This window comes from Paenibacillus taichungensis (assembly GCF_013359905.1).
GTDB classification, from domain to species: Bacteria; Bacillota; Bacilli; order Paenibacillales; family Paenibacillaceae; genus Paenibacillus; species Paenibacillus taichungensis.
Map to the genome: position 1 here is coordinate 129,146 of NZ_JABMCC010000105.1, position 17,083 is coordinate 146,228.

The 17,083-nt window shown below is 46.5% G+C and carries 8 protein-coding genes; 2 read left to right on the forward strand and 6 right to left on the reverse strand.

Translation table 11 applies throughout. The features are described 5' to 3' along the window. Positions 1 to 94 precede the first annotated feature (94 nt). A complete protein-coding gene (locus HP548_RS10260) occupies positions 95 to 2,533 on the forward strand; it encodes a glycosyl hydrolase family 95 catalytic domain-containing protein (RefSeq protein WP_175381595.1) in 2,439 nt (812 codons plus the stop codon). Positions 2,534 to 2,614: 81 nt separating this feature from the next. On the opposite strand, the gene HP548_RS10265 is transcribed toward HP548_RS10260, so the two are convergent. From HP548_RS10265 to HP548_RS10275, 3 genes are all read right to left on the reverse strand, one after another. Then, positions 2,615 to 4,219, reverse strand: a complete 1,605-nt coding sequence (locus tag HP548_RS10265; RefSeq protein ID WP_099853504.1) for an extracellular solute-binding protein — start codon at positions 4,217 to 4,219, stop codon at positions 2,615 to 2,617. A gap of 132 nt (positions 4,220 to 4,351) precedes the next feature. Then, complete coding sequence (locus HP548_RS10270; protein WP_076289391.1) at positions 4,352 to 5,242, reverse strand: carbohydrate ABC transporter permease; 891 nt, start codon at positions 5,240 to 5,242, stop codon at positions 4,352 to 4,354. Positions 5,243 to 5,270: 28 nt separating this feature from the next. Then, a complete protein-coding gene (locus tag HP548_RS10275; protein WP_076289390.1) occupies positions 5,271 to 6,227 on the reverse strand; it encodes an ABC transporter permease in 957 nt (318 codons plus the stop codon). A gap of 222 nt (positions 6,228 to 6,449) precedes the next feature. Here HP548_RS10275 and HP548_RS10280 point away from each other — a divergent pair, with 222 nt between their 5' ends. Continuing rightward, a complete protein-coding gene (locus HP548_RS10280; protein WP_175381596.1) occupies positions 6,450 to 8,207 on the forward strand; it encodes a cache domain-containing sensor histidine kinase in 1,758 nt (585 codons plus the stop codon). 68 nt (positions 8,208 to 8,275) lie between these two features. Here the strand turns inward: HP548_RS10280 and HP548_RS10285 are convergent, their stop codons facing one another. The 3 genes from HP548_RS10285 to HP548_RS10295 form a co-directional block, all read right to left on the reverse strand. Continuing rightward, entirely contained in the window at positions 8,276 to 10,396 is a 2,121-nt protein-coding gene (locus tag HP548_RS10285) for an alpha-galactosidase (protein ID WP_175381597.1), read from the reverse strand. Between the two features lie 167 nt (positions 10,397 to 10,563). Next, entirely contained in the window at positions 10,564 to 15,195 is a 4,632-nt protein-coding gene (locus tag HP548_RS10290) for an S-layer homology domain-containing protein (RefSeq protein ID WP_175381598.1), read from the reverse strand. 300 nt (positions 15,196 to 15,495) lie between these two features. Continuing rightward, positions 15,496 to 17,028 carry a response regulator gene (locus tag HP548_RS10295; RefSeq protein WP_175381599.1) on the reverse strand — a complete coding sequence of 511 codons (1,533 nt, stop codon included), beginning with the start codon at positions 17,026 to 17,028 and terminating at the stop codon, positions 15,496 to 15,498. Positions 17,029 to 17,083: the final 55 nt, after the last annotated feature.

The window sequence follows — 17,083 nt, forward strand, 5'->3', positions numbered from 1 at the left end:
CGTGCAAATCATGGACGTCTTGCTAAATACAGCAAACTGCTGTTCAGATACAGTAATAACTGTACATCGCATGACTTCATGAGGAGGACGACTTGTGCAGAAGAAGGATAGTCTAACGAAGAGAAAAAACGAGATAAAAAAGAACAGAGGCTATGAACGGGCCAAGCAGCATCCCATTTCCTTCACTGGTCCTGCGCCGGATTTTTTTGAAGGCGCACTACTGGGCAATGGAGGACTAGGTGTTGTCGTAACAACCCGTCCAGACGCTGTGATGCTCCATTTTGGGCACAACAATGTATGGGATATTCGTCTCGCCGAAGAACACCGTGAAGAGCTCATGACTTTCCAAGAGGTATATGACAGATTTGCTGCTCTGCCAGCTGATTTACCGCGATTAACGGATCATCCGTGGTACAAACAATATTGTGAGTTGGCTGGCCAAAATTACAGTAAGGCATATCCCAAGCCCATGCCCTGCGGGTCACTACTGCTGCGGTATGATCGGCGAAAGGCCGAAGTCATCGGCCACACCATGGATATTGCCAACGGCCTTTGCACGATTGATTTCCTGATCGATGGCAAACCTGCTGTATTCGAACTCTTTGTGGAAGGAGCGCACGACCGGATCTGGATGAAGGTAAGTGATACTGCGACGGGTGCTCCGATCCCCTTATTCGAGGAGATCAAGCTCATTCCTGATCCTGAAACACCGCCTGAATTTCCTCAAGCCGCAGTCGTTACCAGCGAAATTACGGGTAGGCAGTCATTTACGCAAATTTTGCCGTACGTGGAGCATCCCGCTGTGCCCTATATCACACATGAAAAAGATAGAGCTTTCCGGCTCGCTGTTAGCTCGTCTGGATTATCTGCAATGAAAGAACATGCTTTGCATCATCAGAAGCCCGCAGTCAACGGCTCTCCTCTGGGAGAACCTGTACATGGCTTTTTGGCCTGCGCAGAGCTCTGGGAAGGCCTTTATAGCAAACTGAATAATGAGGCCCACCCGCCAGAACTATCTTTTTTTAGTCAAGCTAAGGAAGAATCCAATGCCATGTGGCGTGATTATTGGAGCCGCTCCTCCGTCGCACTGGAAGACGAATTTCTGGAGCGTATCTGGTACCACAATCTGTACTTTTTTAATTGTGCCGTGAAAGAGGGCGTTACCTGTCCAGGTCTATTTGCCAACTGGAGCTATCGTACCATCGGTGCAGACTGGCATGGGGATTACCACATGAATTACAACACACAGCAGCCATTCTGGCTCGCATTCTCCAGCAATCATCTCGACAAACATCTTCCCTACGTGGATATGGTTGATCATGTACTTCCCGTCAGCCGAGCGTGGGCACGTGATTATTACGGACTGAGCGGAGCTTATTTCCCCCACTCGGCCTATCCTGTTGAAATGTCCATGATGCCCTACCCTGTCCCGCACTGGGGATGGGAAATCTGTGAGACGCCTTGGACCGTACAAAGTCTATGGTGGCACTATCTATATTCCATGGACGAGACGTTCCTGCGTGATCGTGCATTTCAACCCATGAAAGAAGCCGTGCTGTTTATGGTCGATTACATGAATCGCCCCGAATCACAGGGTGAACGCTGGGGAGATGGTAATTATCACATTTTTCCGACGGTGGTGCCGGAGCTATATGAGATTTCACCTGGCTTTGCCAAAAACAAAGACTGCCTGATTGACCTTACACTAACGCGCTTTCTGTTCAATGCGTACACTCAGGCTTGCGATGTCCTTAATAGGATGGAATCCGAGCACGATCTGCTAGAGAAAGTAAAAGAGATTTTGAGCCATTTCCCTTCTTATCCGAAAGCCGAATCCCGCAACGGTTCAGTCTTTGTGTCGGTGGAGGGTGAGGATCCTGATGTGGTGTATAACGTCCCCATTCCTATTACGACCGTATTTCCAGGTGAAGAGCACGGACTTCATTCGCCAGAGGAGGAATACCAGACCGCGGTGAACTCCTACCTTAATCACCGCAACGAAGGCGGGAATGAACTGGTATTCTATCATCTTGCCGGAGCCCGGCTTGGCGTGTTGGATTTGGAACGCTTCAAGCGTCAAATCCAGTATTGTCTGCTACCAAACGGCACTTGCACAGATCGGGTCCTCATGAGCGGTGGTCGCTATGCTGACACGGAGAACTTCGATTTCATGTCCCGGATGGGTATCTGGTTCGAAAATTTCTCCCTGCCTGCCGTGATCAATGAATGCCTTCTTCAAAGTTATAATGGAAACCTGCGCTTCTTCCCCAACTGGCCGAGCGAACAGAAGGCAGAGTTCCATACTCTCCGTGCTGTGGGAGGCTTCCTTTTCAGTGCAGCTTTTGTGGATGGGGAGACGGATTGGATCGAGATTGAGAGCGAAGCTGGTGCTTGCCTAACCTTCTATATCCCTTGGGCAGAAGGGGCATTATGCACAGTTTCTTCTGGTGAGCAATATATACTGTCTGGTCAGGTTGGCAAGATCACTACAGTAGCAGGGGATTTCATCTCCATTGTTAAAGCAACGGTTTAGCTCATCTTGTGGAATGTGTCCATAAATAAGAAGCGTCCCGGACTATCCCGGGACGCTTCTTATTTATAAATTGCTTTTCAATTACTTGGAAGACCACAGTTCCATACGCTGAGCATATTTCTCGTTAATGATATCTTCCACTTTCTCATCGCCAGCCTTCTTCATATCTTCCAGCATTTTGTCAAATACGGAGTTGGCTTCAGCTTCACTTGGAGCAATAATGGCTCTCGTAATGCTCTGATCCATAATATCCTTCACCTTCTGGGCCGTCAGTGCTTGAGGTGTCCCCCCATCCGGATTCAGGTTATCATACTGTGCTGTATCCCATACGGAATCACCAAGACTCTTGAGGGCCAGTTCATCCACTTCACTGCGTTGGAATTTAACGGCCATGTCATACGGCTGTCCATTTGGATCCAGACCATTTTTGACAAACCATAACCATTTACGAACGCCACTTTTCTTCACCGTATCATCCCAGTTATCCTTGAAACTCTGCAGGAATGCAGGGTCTGGTTGACGCTTGCCATCCACCATGGTGTATTGTTCGCCTTCCTTGCCCCACAGCAGCAAATGCTGTCCTTCATCACTCGCCAGATAATTAAACAGTTTGATCGTTTCTTCCGGGTGCTTGTTATTTTTGGTAATGGCGATTGCATCCCATCCAAGCGAGCTTCTTGGGCCAAATGTGGTTTGGGCCGGATCTACACCTGGAGCAACAACCTTGTATGCGAACAACTGATTCTTTTCCCCGCCATCCTTCTTCAGGGCCGCATTGCCGTTACCTGGGTCCCAATATGCTCCTGGGGTAGCGAATACCGCGCCGGTCGTCAGCTTTTGAATCCATGTCTGCGTTTTGCTAATGGCAAATTCCTTCTCAATCAGACCTTCTCTATATAACCGATTCATATATAACAGCATTTCACGATATTTAGGGTCCTTAACATCATATTGCAGACGTCCGTTGTTGTCATAATACGTTTTTAAGCCCCACATGCCTTTGAATGTTCCCAGATTCGCGCCCATGTTTTCACCGTTCATCGTCATGGGAATAGACTCTTTGCCATCAATCGTATTGTATTTTTCTTTGAAATTTTTCAGGAGTGCTTCAAACTCGTCCGTGGTGAGGGGCTGTGAACCATCTGCTTTGTCTGGAAGGAACTCTTCCAACAGACTCTGTCTCATCAGCATACCGAAGACCGGATCACTGTCGAGTCCATACCAGTTTGCCAGATAGTAGTTTTTGCCGTCTGTATAACGTGTTTTGGTCAATGTTTCGCCATACATTTCTTTCAGATCAGAACCATACTTTTCAATTAACTCATCCAGTGGAATGAATGCGCCGCTTGAAATATATTTATCTAGGGAAGCATCTCCCCGGCTCATGACCACCACATCCGGATAGTCACCACTGGCAAGCATCAGGCTCAGTTTTTCCGTTGGATTACCCGTTGGCTGTTGTATGGAAATCTCTATGCCTGTCTTTTTGGTAATTTCCTGGGCAACCGCATCGGTAAAAGGCTCTCCTTTGGTATTACCATCAAACCAGGACAGCGTAATCGGCCCTTGTTCCCCATCTTTTCCCGCTGTGTTGTTCTCCGCATCACTGGAGGAGCAGCCCGCAAGCAAACCAACGACTAATGCAGCCGTAATCCCCATGGTCATCCATTTTTTTGTCTTTGTCATTGACACCCTAATTCCTCCCAATGAATAAATTCCTGTAGTGATTGATTGAGCATTTCCAAAACGATCTTTGCCCACCCCCTTTCAGGAGAGGCCACCGGACAAGCCTTTCCTGCAACCGGATTATGGAATAGATTAACTCTTCACCGCTCCCAAAGTCATGCCTTTAACAAAGTATTTTTGCAGGAACGGATACACCATAACGATTGGTAAGGTGGCTACCATCGTAGCAGCCATTCGAATGGTATCGCTGGAAACTGCATTTCGTTTGGCCGAGTTGGCCAGCATTTGCGTTTGTGAGATCATGCCGCCAGTCTGAAATTGATTCAATATTTTGACAAGCACGGCTTGTAAGGTCTTCAGGTCCGAGCTGTAGGTAAATGCATAGGAATCAAACCAGGCATTCCAATGCCCAATTGCTTGAAAAAGCCCCACTGTTGCAAGTACAGGTGTTGTCAGCGGCATCACAATCCGGAAGAAAATGGTCAGATCGTTAGCGCCATCAACCCTCGCCGATTCTTCAATCTCATGGGGAAGCTGCTCCATAAAGGTACGGACAATGATCATATAAAAAACATTCATCAAACTTGGTAAAATGAACACCGAAAATGTATCGATCATGTTCAGTGCCTTAAGCACCATGTAGAACGGAATGAGCCCACCACTGAAATACATGGTAAAGATAAAGTACAGGTTCCAGCCTTTGCGACCAACCAGATTCCGCCGACTTAGCGGATACGCAAGCATCGTAATGACGAGAACCGATAGCGGTGCGCCAATCAGCGTTCGTTTGACGGTTACCCACAGCCCGTTTAAAATCTCGCTATCTTTCAAAATCTGCTGATAGCTGTCCAAGGTCAAGTCCCTGGGCCACAAGTAAACGCCGCCTCTTACCGTATCCTCCGCGCTGTTCAATGAAAGAACGAGTATATTCCAAAACGGAAGAAATGTAACCAGTAAAACGAGAATTAGAATGAAATACACAATAATTTTGAAAATACGATCCCCGAATCTGTTCAGAATCATCACAAGCGCTCCCCTCTGTCTTTTATAGTTAGAACAACGCCTGGTCGTTCACTTTTCTGGAAATCCGGTTCACGATGAGAACAAGAATAAAGGCAACAACGGATTTGAACATCCCCACGGCAGCCCCGTAAGAGAACATGCTGTTCTGTAGTCCGTATTTGTAGGCATAAATATCGATAACTTCGGAGTATTCAAGTACGGTATTATTTTGCAGCAGGTATTGCTGTTCAAATCCTGCATTCAAAATGCCTCCGACCGCAAGAATAGCCAATATAACAATTGTAGGGCGCATGGATGGCAGCGTAATATGCCACATTTGCTTAAATCGGCTGGCTCCGTCCACCCTGGCCGCTTCGTAGAGTTCAGGATTTATGGAAGCGATTGCGGCGAGATACATAATGGCACTAAAACCCATCTCTTTCCACATATTCGATAATGCGATTATCCACCAGAATAGAGGCCCGTTCTGCAAAAATGCAACTGGTTCTTTGACAATACCCAGCAAAACCAGAATATTGTTAAGCATTCCATCCGAAGCCAGCAGCGTAATTACAATGTTGGCTGCAATAACCCATGAGATAAAATGCGGCAGATAAGAAACCGTCTGTACAAAACGCTTGAAAAATCCCTGTCTCGCTTCATTCAACACAAGCGCGAGAATGATCGGAGCAGGAAATCCGAAGAACAGCGTCAGCAAGCTTGTCGCAAGCGTATTACGCATAACCCGATAGAAGTCCCCTGTAGTAAAGAAATACTCAAACCACTGGAAACCTACAAATTCGGCATGGAAGAACTGGTAAAAAAACGATCCCCCACCCGGCTGATAATTCGTAAACGCCATATATAGTCCAAACATCGGACCATAGGAAAATAGCAATGTCGCAATGAAGGCAGGAAGCATAAGCACGAATAACCATTTTTGCTCTTTTAGTCTGCTTATCAGATTATTGCTCCTGACTGTTTTGATAGCGCTTACCTTATGCATTAAATACCCTCCCTTTTTCTATACAGCAGCATGGCCAGCCATATCTTGATCAACTTCTCTCCTATTTATCATAAATTTGACGCAGATCGCTTGCCATAGTCGAATTCTCCGAAAGATACCGCTTTTTAAAGATGTTTTTGTGCAAAGAGAGGATTGGATTTCCATAATCACTCTGCTATGATGAACTGTGCAACGAATAATCAGTCAAGAGAGGGCTACCTAATGCGCCAATTCTATCGAAAATACATATACATGCCTTTTGTTAACCTGACCTTTCGTTCCAAACTATTTATGGTGTTTGTACTCGTCACCATCATTCCGATGATGTTATTGGTTTATTTTTCCTATGAACTTACCAAAACAAAACTTACTGAGCAGATCTACATCAACATGACGAACTCAACAGCTCAGATCACTAAAAATCTGGAAAATAAACTGGATAGCTACGAACATATTTCCGCCTCCATTTATTTGGATAATCGTCTTGCCAATTACCTTACGAACGAGTACCAGGATGATCCATCCTATTTGGACGTCTATAACTACATTGGCAATCGAATCGACACCGTGATGGCTGCCTACCCTGATTTTGATAGCGCATTCATTTATTCAGACAATCCATCGCTGCCCAAAGACAATTATTATATCAGGCCGATTACACCCGAAGTTCAGAACACGGAACTGTTCCACAAATTGAAACAATCTTATGGGAACATTATTCATCTCTCATCGCCGCAGACCGAGAATGGTCCCGCCATGTTTACGCTTGCCCGGCTGCTGAACAACAATAGTAATCAGTATCCCTACGGAATGCTGGTCTTTCAAATTTCCGAGTCTGTCATATACTCTCTCATGGAAAAAGAAGCAGGCGGCAAAGATATTTTTATTATCAATGACAAGGGCATTATTCTATCTTCAGCGGACAAGCAGTTAATCAACACAAGCCTGCCCGAATTGCTTCATCAAAATTTTGACGAGACACCTTCAGGTAGATTTGATACAACGTATCAAGGTGTGAAGGCTCTAGCGGTTTATAACACGCTCAAAAACGGCTGGAAAACGGTATCCATCTTCCCTTATGACAGTATTATTAAGGATGCTAAATCTCTCTCTCAGCTTATTATCAAAATTTCACTGGGCTTCATCGGCGTGGCGCTGTTGCTCATTTATATTACCGCATCGCTGTTCAGCAAACGCATCAGGACGTTAATACGGATGATTCGGCGCATTGAACGGGGGGATTTCAACCCTACCCATGAGGAACAAATGGGCAGTGATGAGATAGGACAGCTTCACTTTGCATTCGAACAGATGACAACCCGGCTGAAAAGTCTGGTTACGGAGGTCTACCAGAAGGAGCTACAGAGCAAAGAAGCCGAGCTTGACCTGCTTCAAGCTCAGATCAATCCTCACTTTCTGTATAACACACTCGGCTCGATCTCCTCTCTGGCCGTAAAACATCAGGATCCCCAGATTCAGGATATGGTCCTTCACCTGGCCAAGTTTTATCGGATATCCCTGAATAAAGGAAAGAGCATCCTGACTATCAATGAGGAATTGAAATTGACGCAGAGCTATAATGCCATTCAGCTTATTCGATTTAAAGGCAAGCTGAATATCATCTACACGATAGATCAATCGATCCTTCCCTACTCGACCGTAAAGCTTGCGTTACAGCCTTTTGTGGAGAATGCAGTCATTCACGCTCTTTGGAATCAGGATCGGCCCCTAAATATCCATATCAAGGGCGTCATCGAGAACAATAGTATCATTTTATCTGTTATAGACGATGGAATGGGCATGCGGCGTGAGACGCTTCAGTCTTTGTTTGAAGAGAAAGAAGGACGAGGCTACGGCATTTCAAATGTGGATCGGAGAATTAAGCTGAAATTCGGTGAATATTACGGTGTTAAAGTGTACAGCAAACTAGGCATGGGAACCACGGTCCAAATTCGTCTGCCACAAAAAGAGATCCAATAAAAAAGGAGTGCAATGCAGCCACTATTGGCTTGCAAAGCACTCCTTTTAATCCATTCTACAGCATCCTTTTATACCTGCTCACGGATACGGTATACCAGACTGTCGAAATCGCCACGTAGAGGCAGCTCCACCCCGATGTTCATCAGCGCACGGCCACTGACCGATAATCCCAGTTCTTCAATGAGATAGGTCTTGTCAGCCTGAAGACCCGCCAAACGCAGTCTAGGCAACGGTTCACCCAGCTTCTGCGAGTGAAGAAAAGCGAACAGAACATGTTCACTTGCGGTAGCATCGCTGTACTGGACAGCCGTAACCCCCTTATCGCGAAGCGCAGTCAGGCGGAATTGTCTGCCGAATTGTACGAGGTGGCGAATGGCTTTGTACTGCCCGATGAATTCCCCGGACTCTTCGATCCATTCATCACTCCACTCGTTCAGATTGGAGCCAATACCAAGCGTGCCCATCATTGCACTGTGGAAACGATACTTCAGGGAGACGTTTCGACCGTTCATTCCTGTAGGTGACTCGGTTACCCAACAGGTCATCATACGTGGTGCATACGTATAGGAGAAGCCTTCCTGAATGCTCAGACGGTCGAACGCATCCGTATTGTCACTCGGCCAGGATTGGTCGGCGTAACGGAAGATGCCCAGATCAATCCGCGAGCCACCTCCTGCGCAAGTCTCAAATTCCACATCCGGGAACTTGGCTCTCAGCTGTGCCCATATATCATAGAGACTCTGGACATGCCTTACCCATACTTCCTTCTGACGGTTTATGGGGTGACCCTTCATGCCAGGCTCCGTGATTGTCCGGTTCATATCCCATTTAATGAACTTAATCTCATGGTTGCCAAGCAGTTCGGTCATAAAATTGAGAATGTATTGCTTAACCTCCGGCTTGGAAATATTCAGCAGCAACTGATTGCGAAGCTCCGTACGTCCCCGAGTCTCAAAATGATATACCCAGTCTGGATGTTCTCTATAGAGATCACTATCCGGGTTGACCGACTCCGGCTCTACCCATATGCCGAATTCCATCCCAAGTCCGTGAACCTGATCAATCAGCTCAACAAGTCCGTTCGGGAACTTCTCTTTATTCACGTTCCAGTCGCCCAACCCCGCACGGTCGGAATGCCGCTGCCCAAACCAGCCGTCATCCACGACAAATAGTTCCACACCCATCTTGGCTGCCCGCTCGGCAAGCGCCATTTGGTCCTGTGCGTTCACATCGAAGTAGGTAGCTTCCCAGGAGTTGTACAGCACTTTCCCGATTTCACTGCGAGGCAGTATGTAATTGTATTGATATTGATGCAAGCGGTGGCTCATTCCGCCAAAGCCTTCTGGGCTGAATCCGCCGACAAAGACAGGCGTCTCAAACGTTTCGCCCGCACCCAGCAACCATTCATTGTCAAAATCATTGATGCCACCTGTTACCCGTACATGCGTGAATGGGGTCTTCTCCGCAACAATCTTCCAGTTGCCGCTCCAGGCCAGAGCACCAAACCATACCCCACCGCCGCTTTCTGTCGAAAGACCATCATCAATCGCAAACCATGGGTTGGCATGACCGTCAGTGAAACCTCTCCGCGATTCAAGTACCTTCTTTCCCTCTGTCAAAATGGTATTGCGCAGTTGGAATTCACCCGACCATTTCCCCGTAACATGAGTTAGGCGGTAATCCTGGAGATATGGCAAAGTCCAGGCTGCGGATTGCATGCTTTCCAGCACGATATCCTCTTGTCCCTTATTTACGATATTGGCATAACGCTCCACCAGGTCGAATTCCGGGATGACCCGATATATCAGCTGCGTTTCAAGTGCATAGACCTGATCCTTCAACGTAATAATCAACGTCTGTCTGCCATCTTGTTCAATGATCTCGTGACGGTCATACTTTACATGAAGATCGCGGACACCATCAGACATACGCAGCTTCAGAGATGGCTCTGTATAAGATGCACCTCCCCAGAAGCTATACTCCTCCACCTCTCCTTCCACTTCCGCGTCAAAAGAGCTGTGGGATTGTAGATGGAGCAACGGAGCGCTGTCCTCGATGTCCACGGGGTTACCCCAATACAGATGCTGGAGGTGTTCCCTCTCATTAATTCCGAAAATGTAGGACGAATTTTGCGTCTGTATTGCAAATATACGTAGTTGTTCATTATATTGAATCGTCAAATTTATCATCCTTTCGAGTTCCTGTTACCCTCGTGCTGTGTGTTGTGAACATACATATTATTGTAGGAAGCAGGAGTTAAATTAGCCATATCGCATTCTTACAATCCATAGGGGAAATCATCTGTCATTCTAAGTTATGAAAATAAGGCTGCGATGCAATTCGCAGCCTTATAAACTTACTTCAAAATCAGGTTATAGATGACCTGAGCCGCCTCTGCACGGGAAGCAATCCCTTTAGGCACAAACTGCCCCTGTCTTTGGCCTTGAACCAGTCCTAGTTGGGCTGCATCCTTTACCGAAGCAGTTGCCCATGAAGAAACCTGAGCCATATCGGTAAATAAGATATCTGAAGAACCAACAGGCACTTTCCCATCATTCAATTTATATGCCTTCATCAGCATCACCGTAATTTCTTCCCGGGTAATCTGTGCGTCCGGCTGGAAACTGGCTGCGCTTCGGCCATTGACAATACCTGCTTGGTTCGCAATCGAGATGGGTTCCGCGTACCAGTCATCTGTCGCTACATCTGTAAATTGTACTTTTCCCGCTACGGTCAGTCCCAGAGAATGAACGAGCATGGCGGTGAATTCAGCGCGAGTGACTGCACGTCCTGGCTCAAATTGATCTTCGTTTGTGCCTTCAACATACCCCTTTGCTGCTAACTCCTTGATTACAGAGCTGGCCCAATGATTGGCCGGAACATCGGTAAACGTCCGATTCAGTTCCAGAACGGCATACTTGCTGAAGTGGCTCACTTTAGTCGTTAATATGCCATTCACGTAATCCGATTTGAGAAATTCCAATTTCCCATTTTCGTTAATATAATATATTCCTCCCTGTGAAGGATCGAAGCCTTCAGCCGCTGCCAGACTCAGCGTAACCGGATGATCAAACGCAGAGAGTGTTTCGGTTGCACCAGATTTAGTTGTTACCGAAAGGCTGAATTCATAGATTTCACCCTTAAGGGAAACCGTTGCCCGGGAAGATGATTCCGCTGCAGCAACGACCTCCTTGGCCATGCTGCCAAGCGGAACCATTTTCAAGGAAATTGTACTATCTTCCTGTTGCCCCGCTGGTAGCTTGCTCAAGAGCTGCTGGAACAAACTCGCAGGTACTTGCAGGGTTAACTTACCTGATTTAACTTCCAGTACATGGTCGCCGAGTTGACGTAAAACAGCAGATGACAATTGTAGCTCTTGAGTACCAGCCTTGATGTCCACAACGGCTTTCCCTGCCCCATTGTCCACTTTCAGCATATCGGCCGTGATGACCAGTTTTGCTGTATCGTTCTCCTGAGCCGTGCTGTTGCCGGAGTTCCCGCTAGTATTACTGGTATTGCCATTGTCGCCAGGGTTGCTTGGATTACCTGGGTTACCTGGGTTACCTGGGTTACCTGGGTTACCTGGGTTACCTGGGTTACCTGGGTTACCTGGGTTACCTGGATTTTCCGGATTGACTGGTTTTTCGGTCAATTTAACCAACTTCGATTCAGCCGGTCCAAGCGAGATGGACCATGAACCGGTGGCTGACGAAGATTCACCTGTCCACAAATCTTGTAACGTGTAGGATTTGGATTCATTCAATCCGGCACGACCCAAGTTAATTGTTTTGTTCGCTGAACTATTGCCGCTGTAATTAAATACAGCGAGGTAATAATCATTGCCGTCTTTCAGAACAAACGTATCTGCAGCATTTGCATTCGTATTCCCTTCAAGCGGCTTGAATGCTTTTCCTTTCAGCGCTACCTGAAGAACATCCGTATTATTGTACAATGCTGTCATGTATTCCTGTGCCTTGGGATCGTTCACATCATCAGAATCCATCATCACCGTGCCGGCAATCACACCGGAATTAACCCGGCTGCGGGCTTCCTCCAGGCTTGAAGCACTGCTTAATGCCAAATGATCTGGGTCTGTATAAGAATAGATCGTTCCATTTTGCCAGAAGCCATATGTCAATGAATTGAGCATGTACTCCGTCTCATTGATTTTGCCATAGGTGTCACAAGAGATCCGTCTGCTATGCGCATACTGACTTGGAAAAATCGGTGCAATGGACGCACTAATAAACATTTTTCCATCCAATCGCTCTTCAACATAACGCATCCCTTCATTGTATGCCTGGATTCCTGTCGTCACGGTAGTGTCATAGTGTTGGCCTTCCAGTGAGCCATGGGTCAGGAAATCCAGTTTAATGAATGTGAATCCAAGTGCTTTAAACTTATCCAGAAAATAATCCATACGCATTTGACTCCCCGGATGTGTCACATCCAGTGCATATGCTCCATCCAGTGTAGGCAGAGGTTTCCCTTCAGCATCCTTAAGCACAATATCGCCATACGTATATTGCCCGTTGGTACCATCTACTTTTTGGCTCATATCGTTGCCCCAATACACAAATGGTCCCCAATAGATGCCTGCATGCTGACCATTGTCCTTAATTACAGATACGGCTTGGGCAAGCTCTGCATCACTTAGATTATCCCAGTAGGAATCCATATTAATGAATACATTGCCGTTATTGTTGAACTTCTTAAGATTGTTCTTGAAATAATTGGACACATCCACTACGTTCTGATACGAAAGCCCGCTATCATAAGCTCCCCAGCTATTCCAACCTACTGGAACACCTTGTGGCAGCTCCGGATTCAACGCCAGCGGAGGTGTAATAATTGCATTGGCTTTACCGTATTCTTCAAGTCCTGTACGGTAGTCACTGAAACCACCTACCATAATCAGTGGTGAGGACAGTTCAGTACCAGTCAGGCTGCCATGTGGCTGGGTATCACGAGTAACGTCACTCGCTGCACCACCATACACAGCAAATTCATTCAGACGATTAGCTGAGCCTTTCCAGTCAATACCGGTCTTCCAGGTATCATGGGTTACTGAACCGATCACGAGACCGTTACGTGTTGAGTTATTGAATACCGTTGTCATTTCGTAACTGGTATCCGCCCGGTTCATCGTTTGAGATTTATAGCGAATCCAGGCGTCATTGTCAAAAGGTACTGTAAGCACGCGATTATCCGAGCTGACGCCGATATCCACACCACTTGTATTTTTCACAGTAATTGGTGACATGTAATTACTTTGGATCTCTGTATCACTGAAGGCATCCAGACGGTTGAGGAAATACGATTTATCTTCATAAAACCGATAGACCTGCTTCAGGGTTGGTTTGCCAGTTGACGTATGAACAAAGTTCAACTCAATGCCTTTGCCGAATCCATCCTGAATCTCCACAGGTGTTCCACCGCTCGCATGACTCTCATAACCTTTGGTTTCCACAAGACTCTCACCAAGTTTAATGCTGCTGAAAATACCCCGCATCTTCTGCCCTTCTGCCCAGCTATAGCCGACGAATCCAGTCTGGGTATTATAAGACACTTCGTATTGTCCGTTCGATACCAGAAGGCCATACGTGTAATCAGTCACCGTGATATCCCCGTATCGTTGAGAGTCACCCGGTGTTCCCAGATCGTCATCTCCTTCACCTGGATTTTCGGGTTCTGTCTCTATCGCAGGCTCTACGATAATCCGGTCCAGATCGGGAGAATAGCCATTGTTGTCTGAAAAGGTAATCGTATTCTCGCCTTCAGTTAATGGGAGTGTAAGATCATACGTACCTACCGTATCCCAGTCCGGGGTTTTGGGCAGGTCGTGGAACTGCTCTTCCCCATCATTCGCATGGACATAGAAACTCCGCGGATCACCGGAAAAATAATTTACCTTAACGCGGTAATCACCTGTCATGGGGGCTATAATTTTATTGAACGTCAAGGAGCTCCCGCCATTCAGATAGCCGACCTTTTTGCCGCCGGAAGCATTCGGGCTCTCTGTTACGCGTGCTTCACCAGTCAGTGTATTGCCCGAATCTTCGGCTTCATAGCTAAGCGTATACGGGATCACTTCAATTCGGTCAAAATCGGGGGAGTACCAATCATGATCCGAGAACGTGATGGTATTAACTCCCTTATGGAGGGAAGCTTCCGCATCATACGTGCCTACCGTATTCCAGCTTGCCGTTTTGGGCAGATCAATCATCTCATCCGTGCCATTGTTCACCTGCATATAGACAGGTCGCTGGTCACCAGAAATATAAGATATCCGGATCAAATATGTACCATCTGCCGGTACGTTTACATTCGTAAATTGCAGTGAACTGTTTTTGTTCATATCCGTTACTTTTTTTCCGCCTGAACTGATACTGCTGTCCACCACCTTGGCATTGCCTTTCAAAATATTGTCGGCTGCTTCTGCCTCAATGATTGCACCATGCAGATTTTTCTTCCAGTCGTCTCCGCCACCTTCTCCCGGCATGTCACTGTCCAAACCGCGGATCACAATCTTGTCGATGTCGGGAGAATACCAGTTGTTGTCATCAATCAGGATTGTGTTGGTACCCGCGTTCAACGGAAGAGTCACATCATACGTTCCCACCGTATCCCAGTCGACTGTCTTGGGTGGTTCTTCAAATTGCTTTTCCCCGCCATTCACACTAATATTGAACGGCCGCGAATCACCTGAAATGTAGTAAACGGAAATCTTATAATTTCCTGCCTCACTTACAGTAACATTGTTAAATTGCAAGGAACTGCCTTGGTACATGCCTCCGACCTTTTTGCCGCCTGAAGCCGTCGGGCTATCGGAGATTTTCGCGTTACCAAGCAAAATATTCCCCTCGGCCTCGGCTTCATAGGTATTCATATCATCGGCGTGAGCTGTTCGGACAAACTGGCCCCCGCCAATTACCAAGCAAAAAATGATAAAGAACACAAATCCTTTTTTCATCATCCGTCCCAACATAACATGCCTCCATTTTCTTATGATTGAGTTAGGTCTCCATATGCCTATCCTGCGGTGGTTCACAGTCTTTATCTGTAATCGCTTTCATAAAGATCTGTTAAATCCCCTCTCTCCTCCTTCCTTTCCTATATGCCTAATTGTAAAAAGGAGGAGGGGGATGTTCCATACCACAATGTTACTATTCATACAGGAAAGCCTCTTTCATTTGCCATATCATGGTTTAGTAAGAGGGAGCCTATCCAAATCATGTTCAAGGAAAACAGGAGGATCAACATCATCATTACCAAACAGCCTGTATCGTCATATACTTTTCCTGTATTCGTTGGGTGTTACGCCCTGTGTCTTCAAGAAAAGAGAAATAAAATAGGATGTACTTTCATAGCCCACGTTCTGCGCGATATCGTGAATCTTGAGCGAGCCATCTGCCAGCAGTTCCCTGGCTTTATCCAGTCTGATGCGTGTCAGATAATCATGAATGGTCACCCCTGTTTTTTCTTTAAAAATGGATCTCAAATAGTTCGGTGACAAATAGACCTGATCAGACAGGCTGTTGATGGTAATTGGCTGATTGTAATTCTGATCGATGAGGGTACGGACCTTGTGAATCAATTTTGCATTTTTGTCCATAAACCGCTCACCTAGCATACTCACGGCATCTTCCGCAGTACCGAGAATCAGATCTTCGATCTCATGCAGAGTCAGTGCATTATAGATGGAGTGATATAGCTCAGCCCGCTTCGGAACAGGTTTGTGAAGCTGCTCCAGCAGCTCATTAACGAGATCTATCGACCAGTCGCAGATGATTTTCTTCTTGACTCGCAATGTTGCCAATCCCTCAATATACCCGTGCAGCTTCTGTGCGGCCCATTCAAAATCCAGTCGGTTAATAGCCTCAAACCATTCCTTTTGTTCAAAAGGGGGCATATGCTCCGTATAAAATTGGTTCGAAAGCGTCTCAGCATGAATTATCGTGCCTGTACCTTCATAGAAACGCTCGTTCAAGATGGTTCGCGTCTGTTCGTACAGACAGTGAATATAGGCTAACTTGGTCTCTTGTCCGCCTACTGCTGCCGTTACCGTAAAATCCAGAGCACTACGAATAGCCTCCGCCAAGTCTTCCCACGCATAATGTCCCGGCTGCTGGGACGCTTCCATAAATACACCGGTCTCTCCTTCCTTGTAATCCACAAAGATCGCTTTCAGGTTCTTCGCTTTGAAGAAATGATCGAGAAAAGACACCAGCCGAGCTGTACATTCCTCCAGACTTTGCTGTTCCTCTTCAGCCTCCTTGGGATCGATACTGAACAAGGCCATTGCATATCGGGTGGTCTCCGATTGTCGGTTTAAACGGCTGAAACTAAAAGCGAGATCAAGAGCACGATCCTCATATTTTTCGTAAGATAACTCCTTCAGGATATTGGATTTGGCCGCCTCCATGGAACGGTTCTTCATTGCAACTTCTTCACAACGCTGTTTAACTTTACTGATAACGCTTTCAATTTCGTTTAAATCCAAAGGTTTTAGCATATATCCCACGGCCCCTACGTTGATAGCCGATTTTACATATTGAAATTCATCGTGCCCGGTCAGAAACATCACTTGGATCGAGTCGTAGCTCTCATGTATCTTTCTCGCCAGATCAATACCGTTCATTATCGGCATCTGAACATCGGTAAGAACGATATCAGGCTGGGTGGCCTCGATCTTCTCCAAGGCCTCCCTGCCGTTACTCGCCGTTCCCATGATATAGATACCCATCTCTTCCCAATGGATATAATCCCTCATCATCTCAAGTCCCAGTTCTTCATCGTCTACCAAAAAAATACTGTACATCAACGTCCCCTCCCTTTGTCTCTGTCTATCTCTATTATATGTTTTTCCCCCCGTG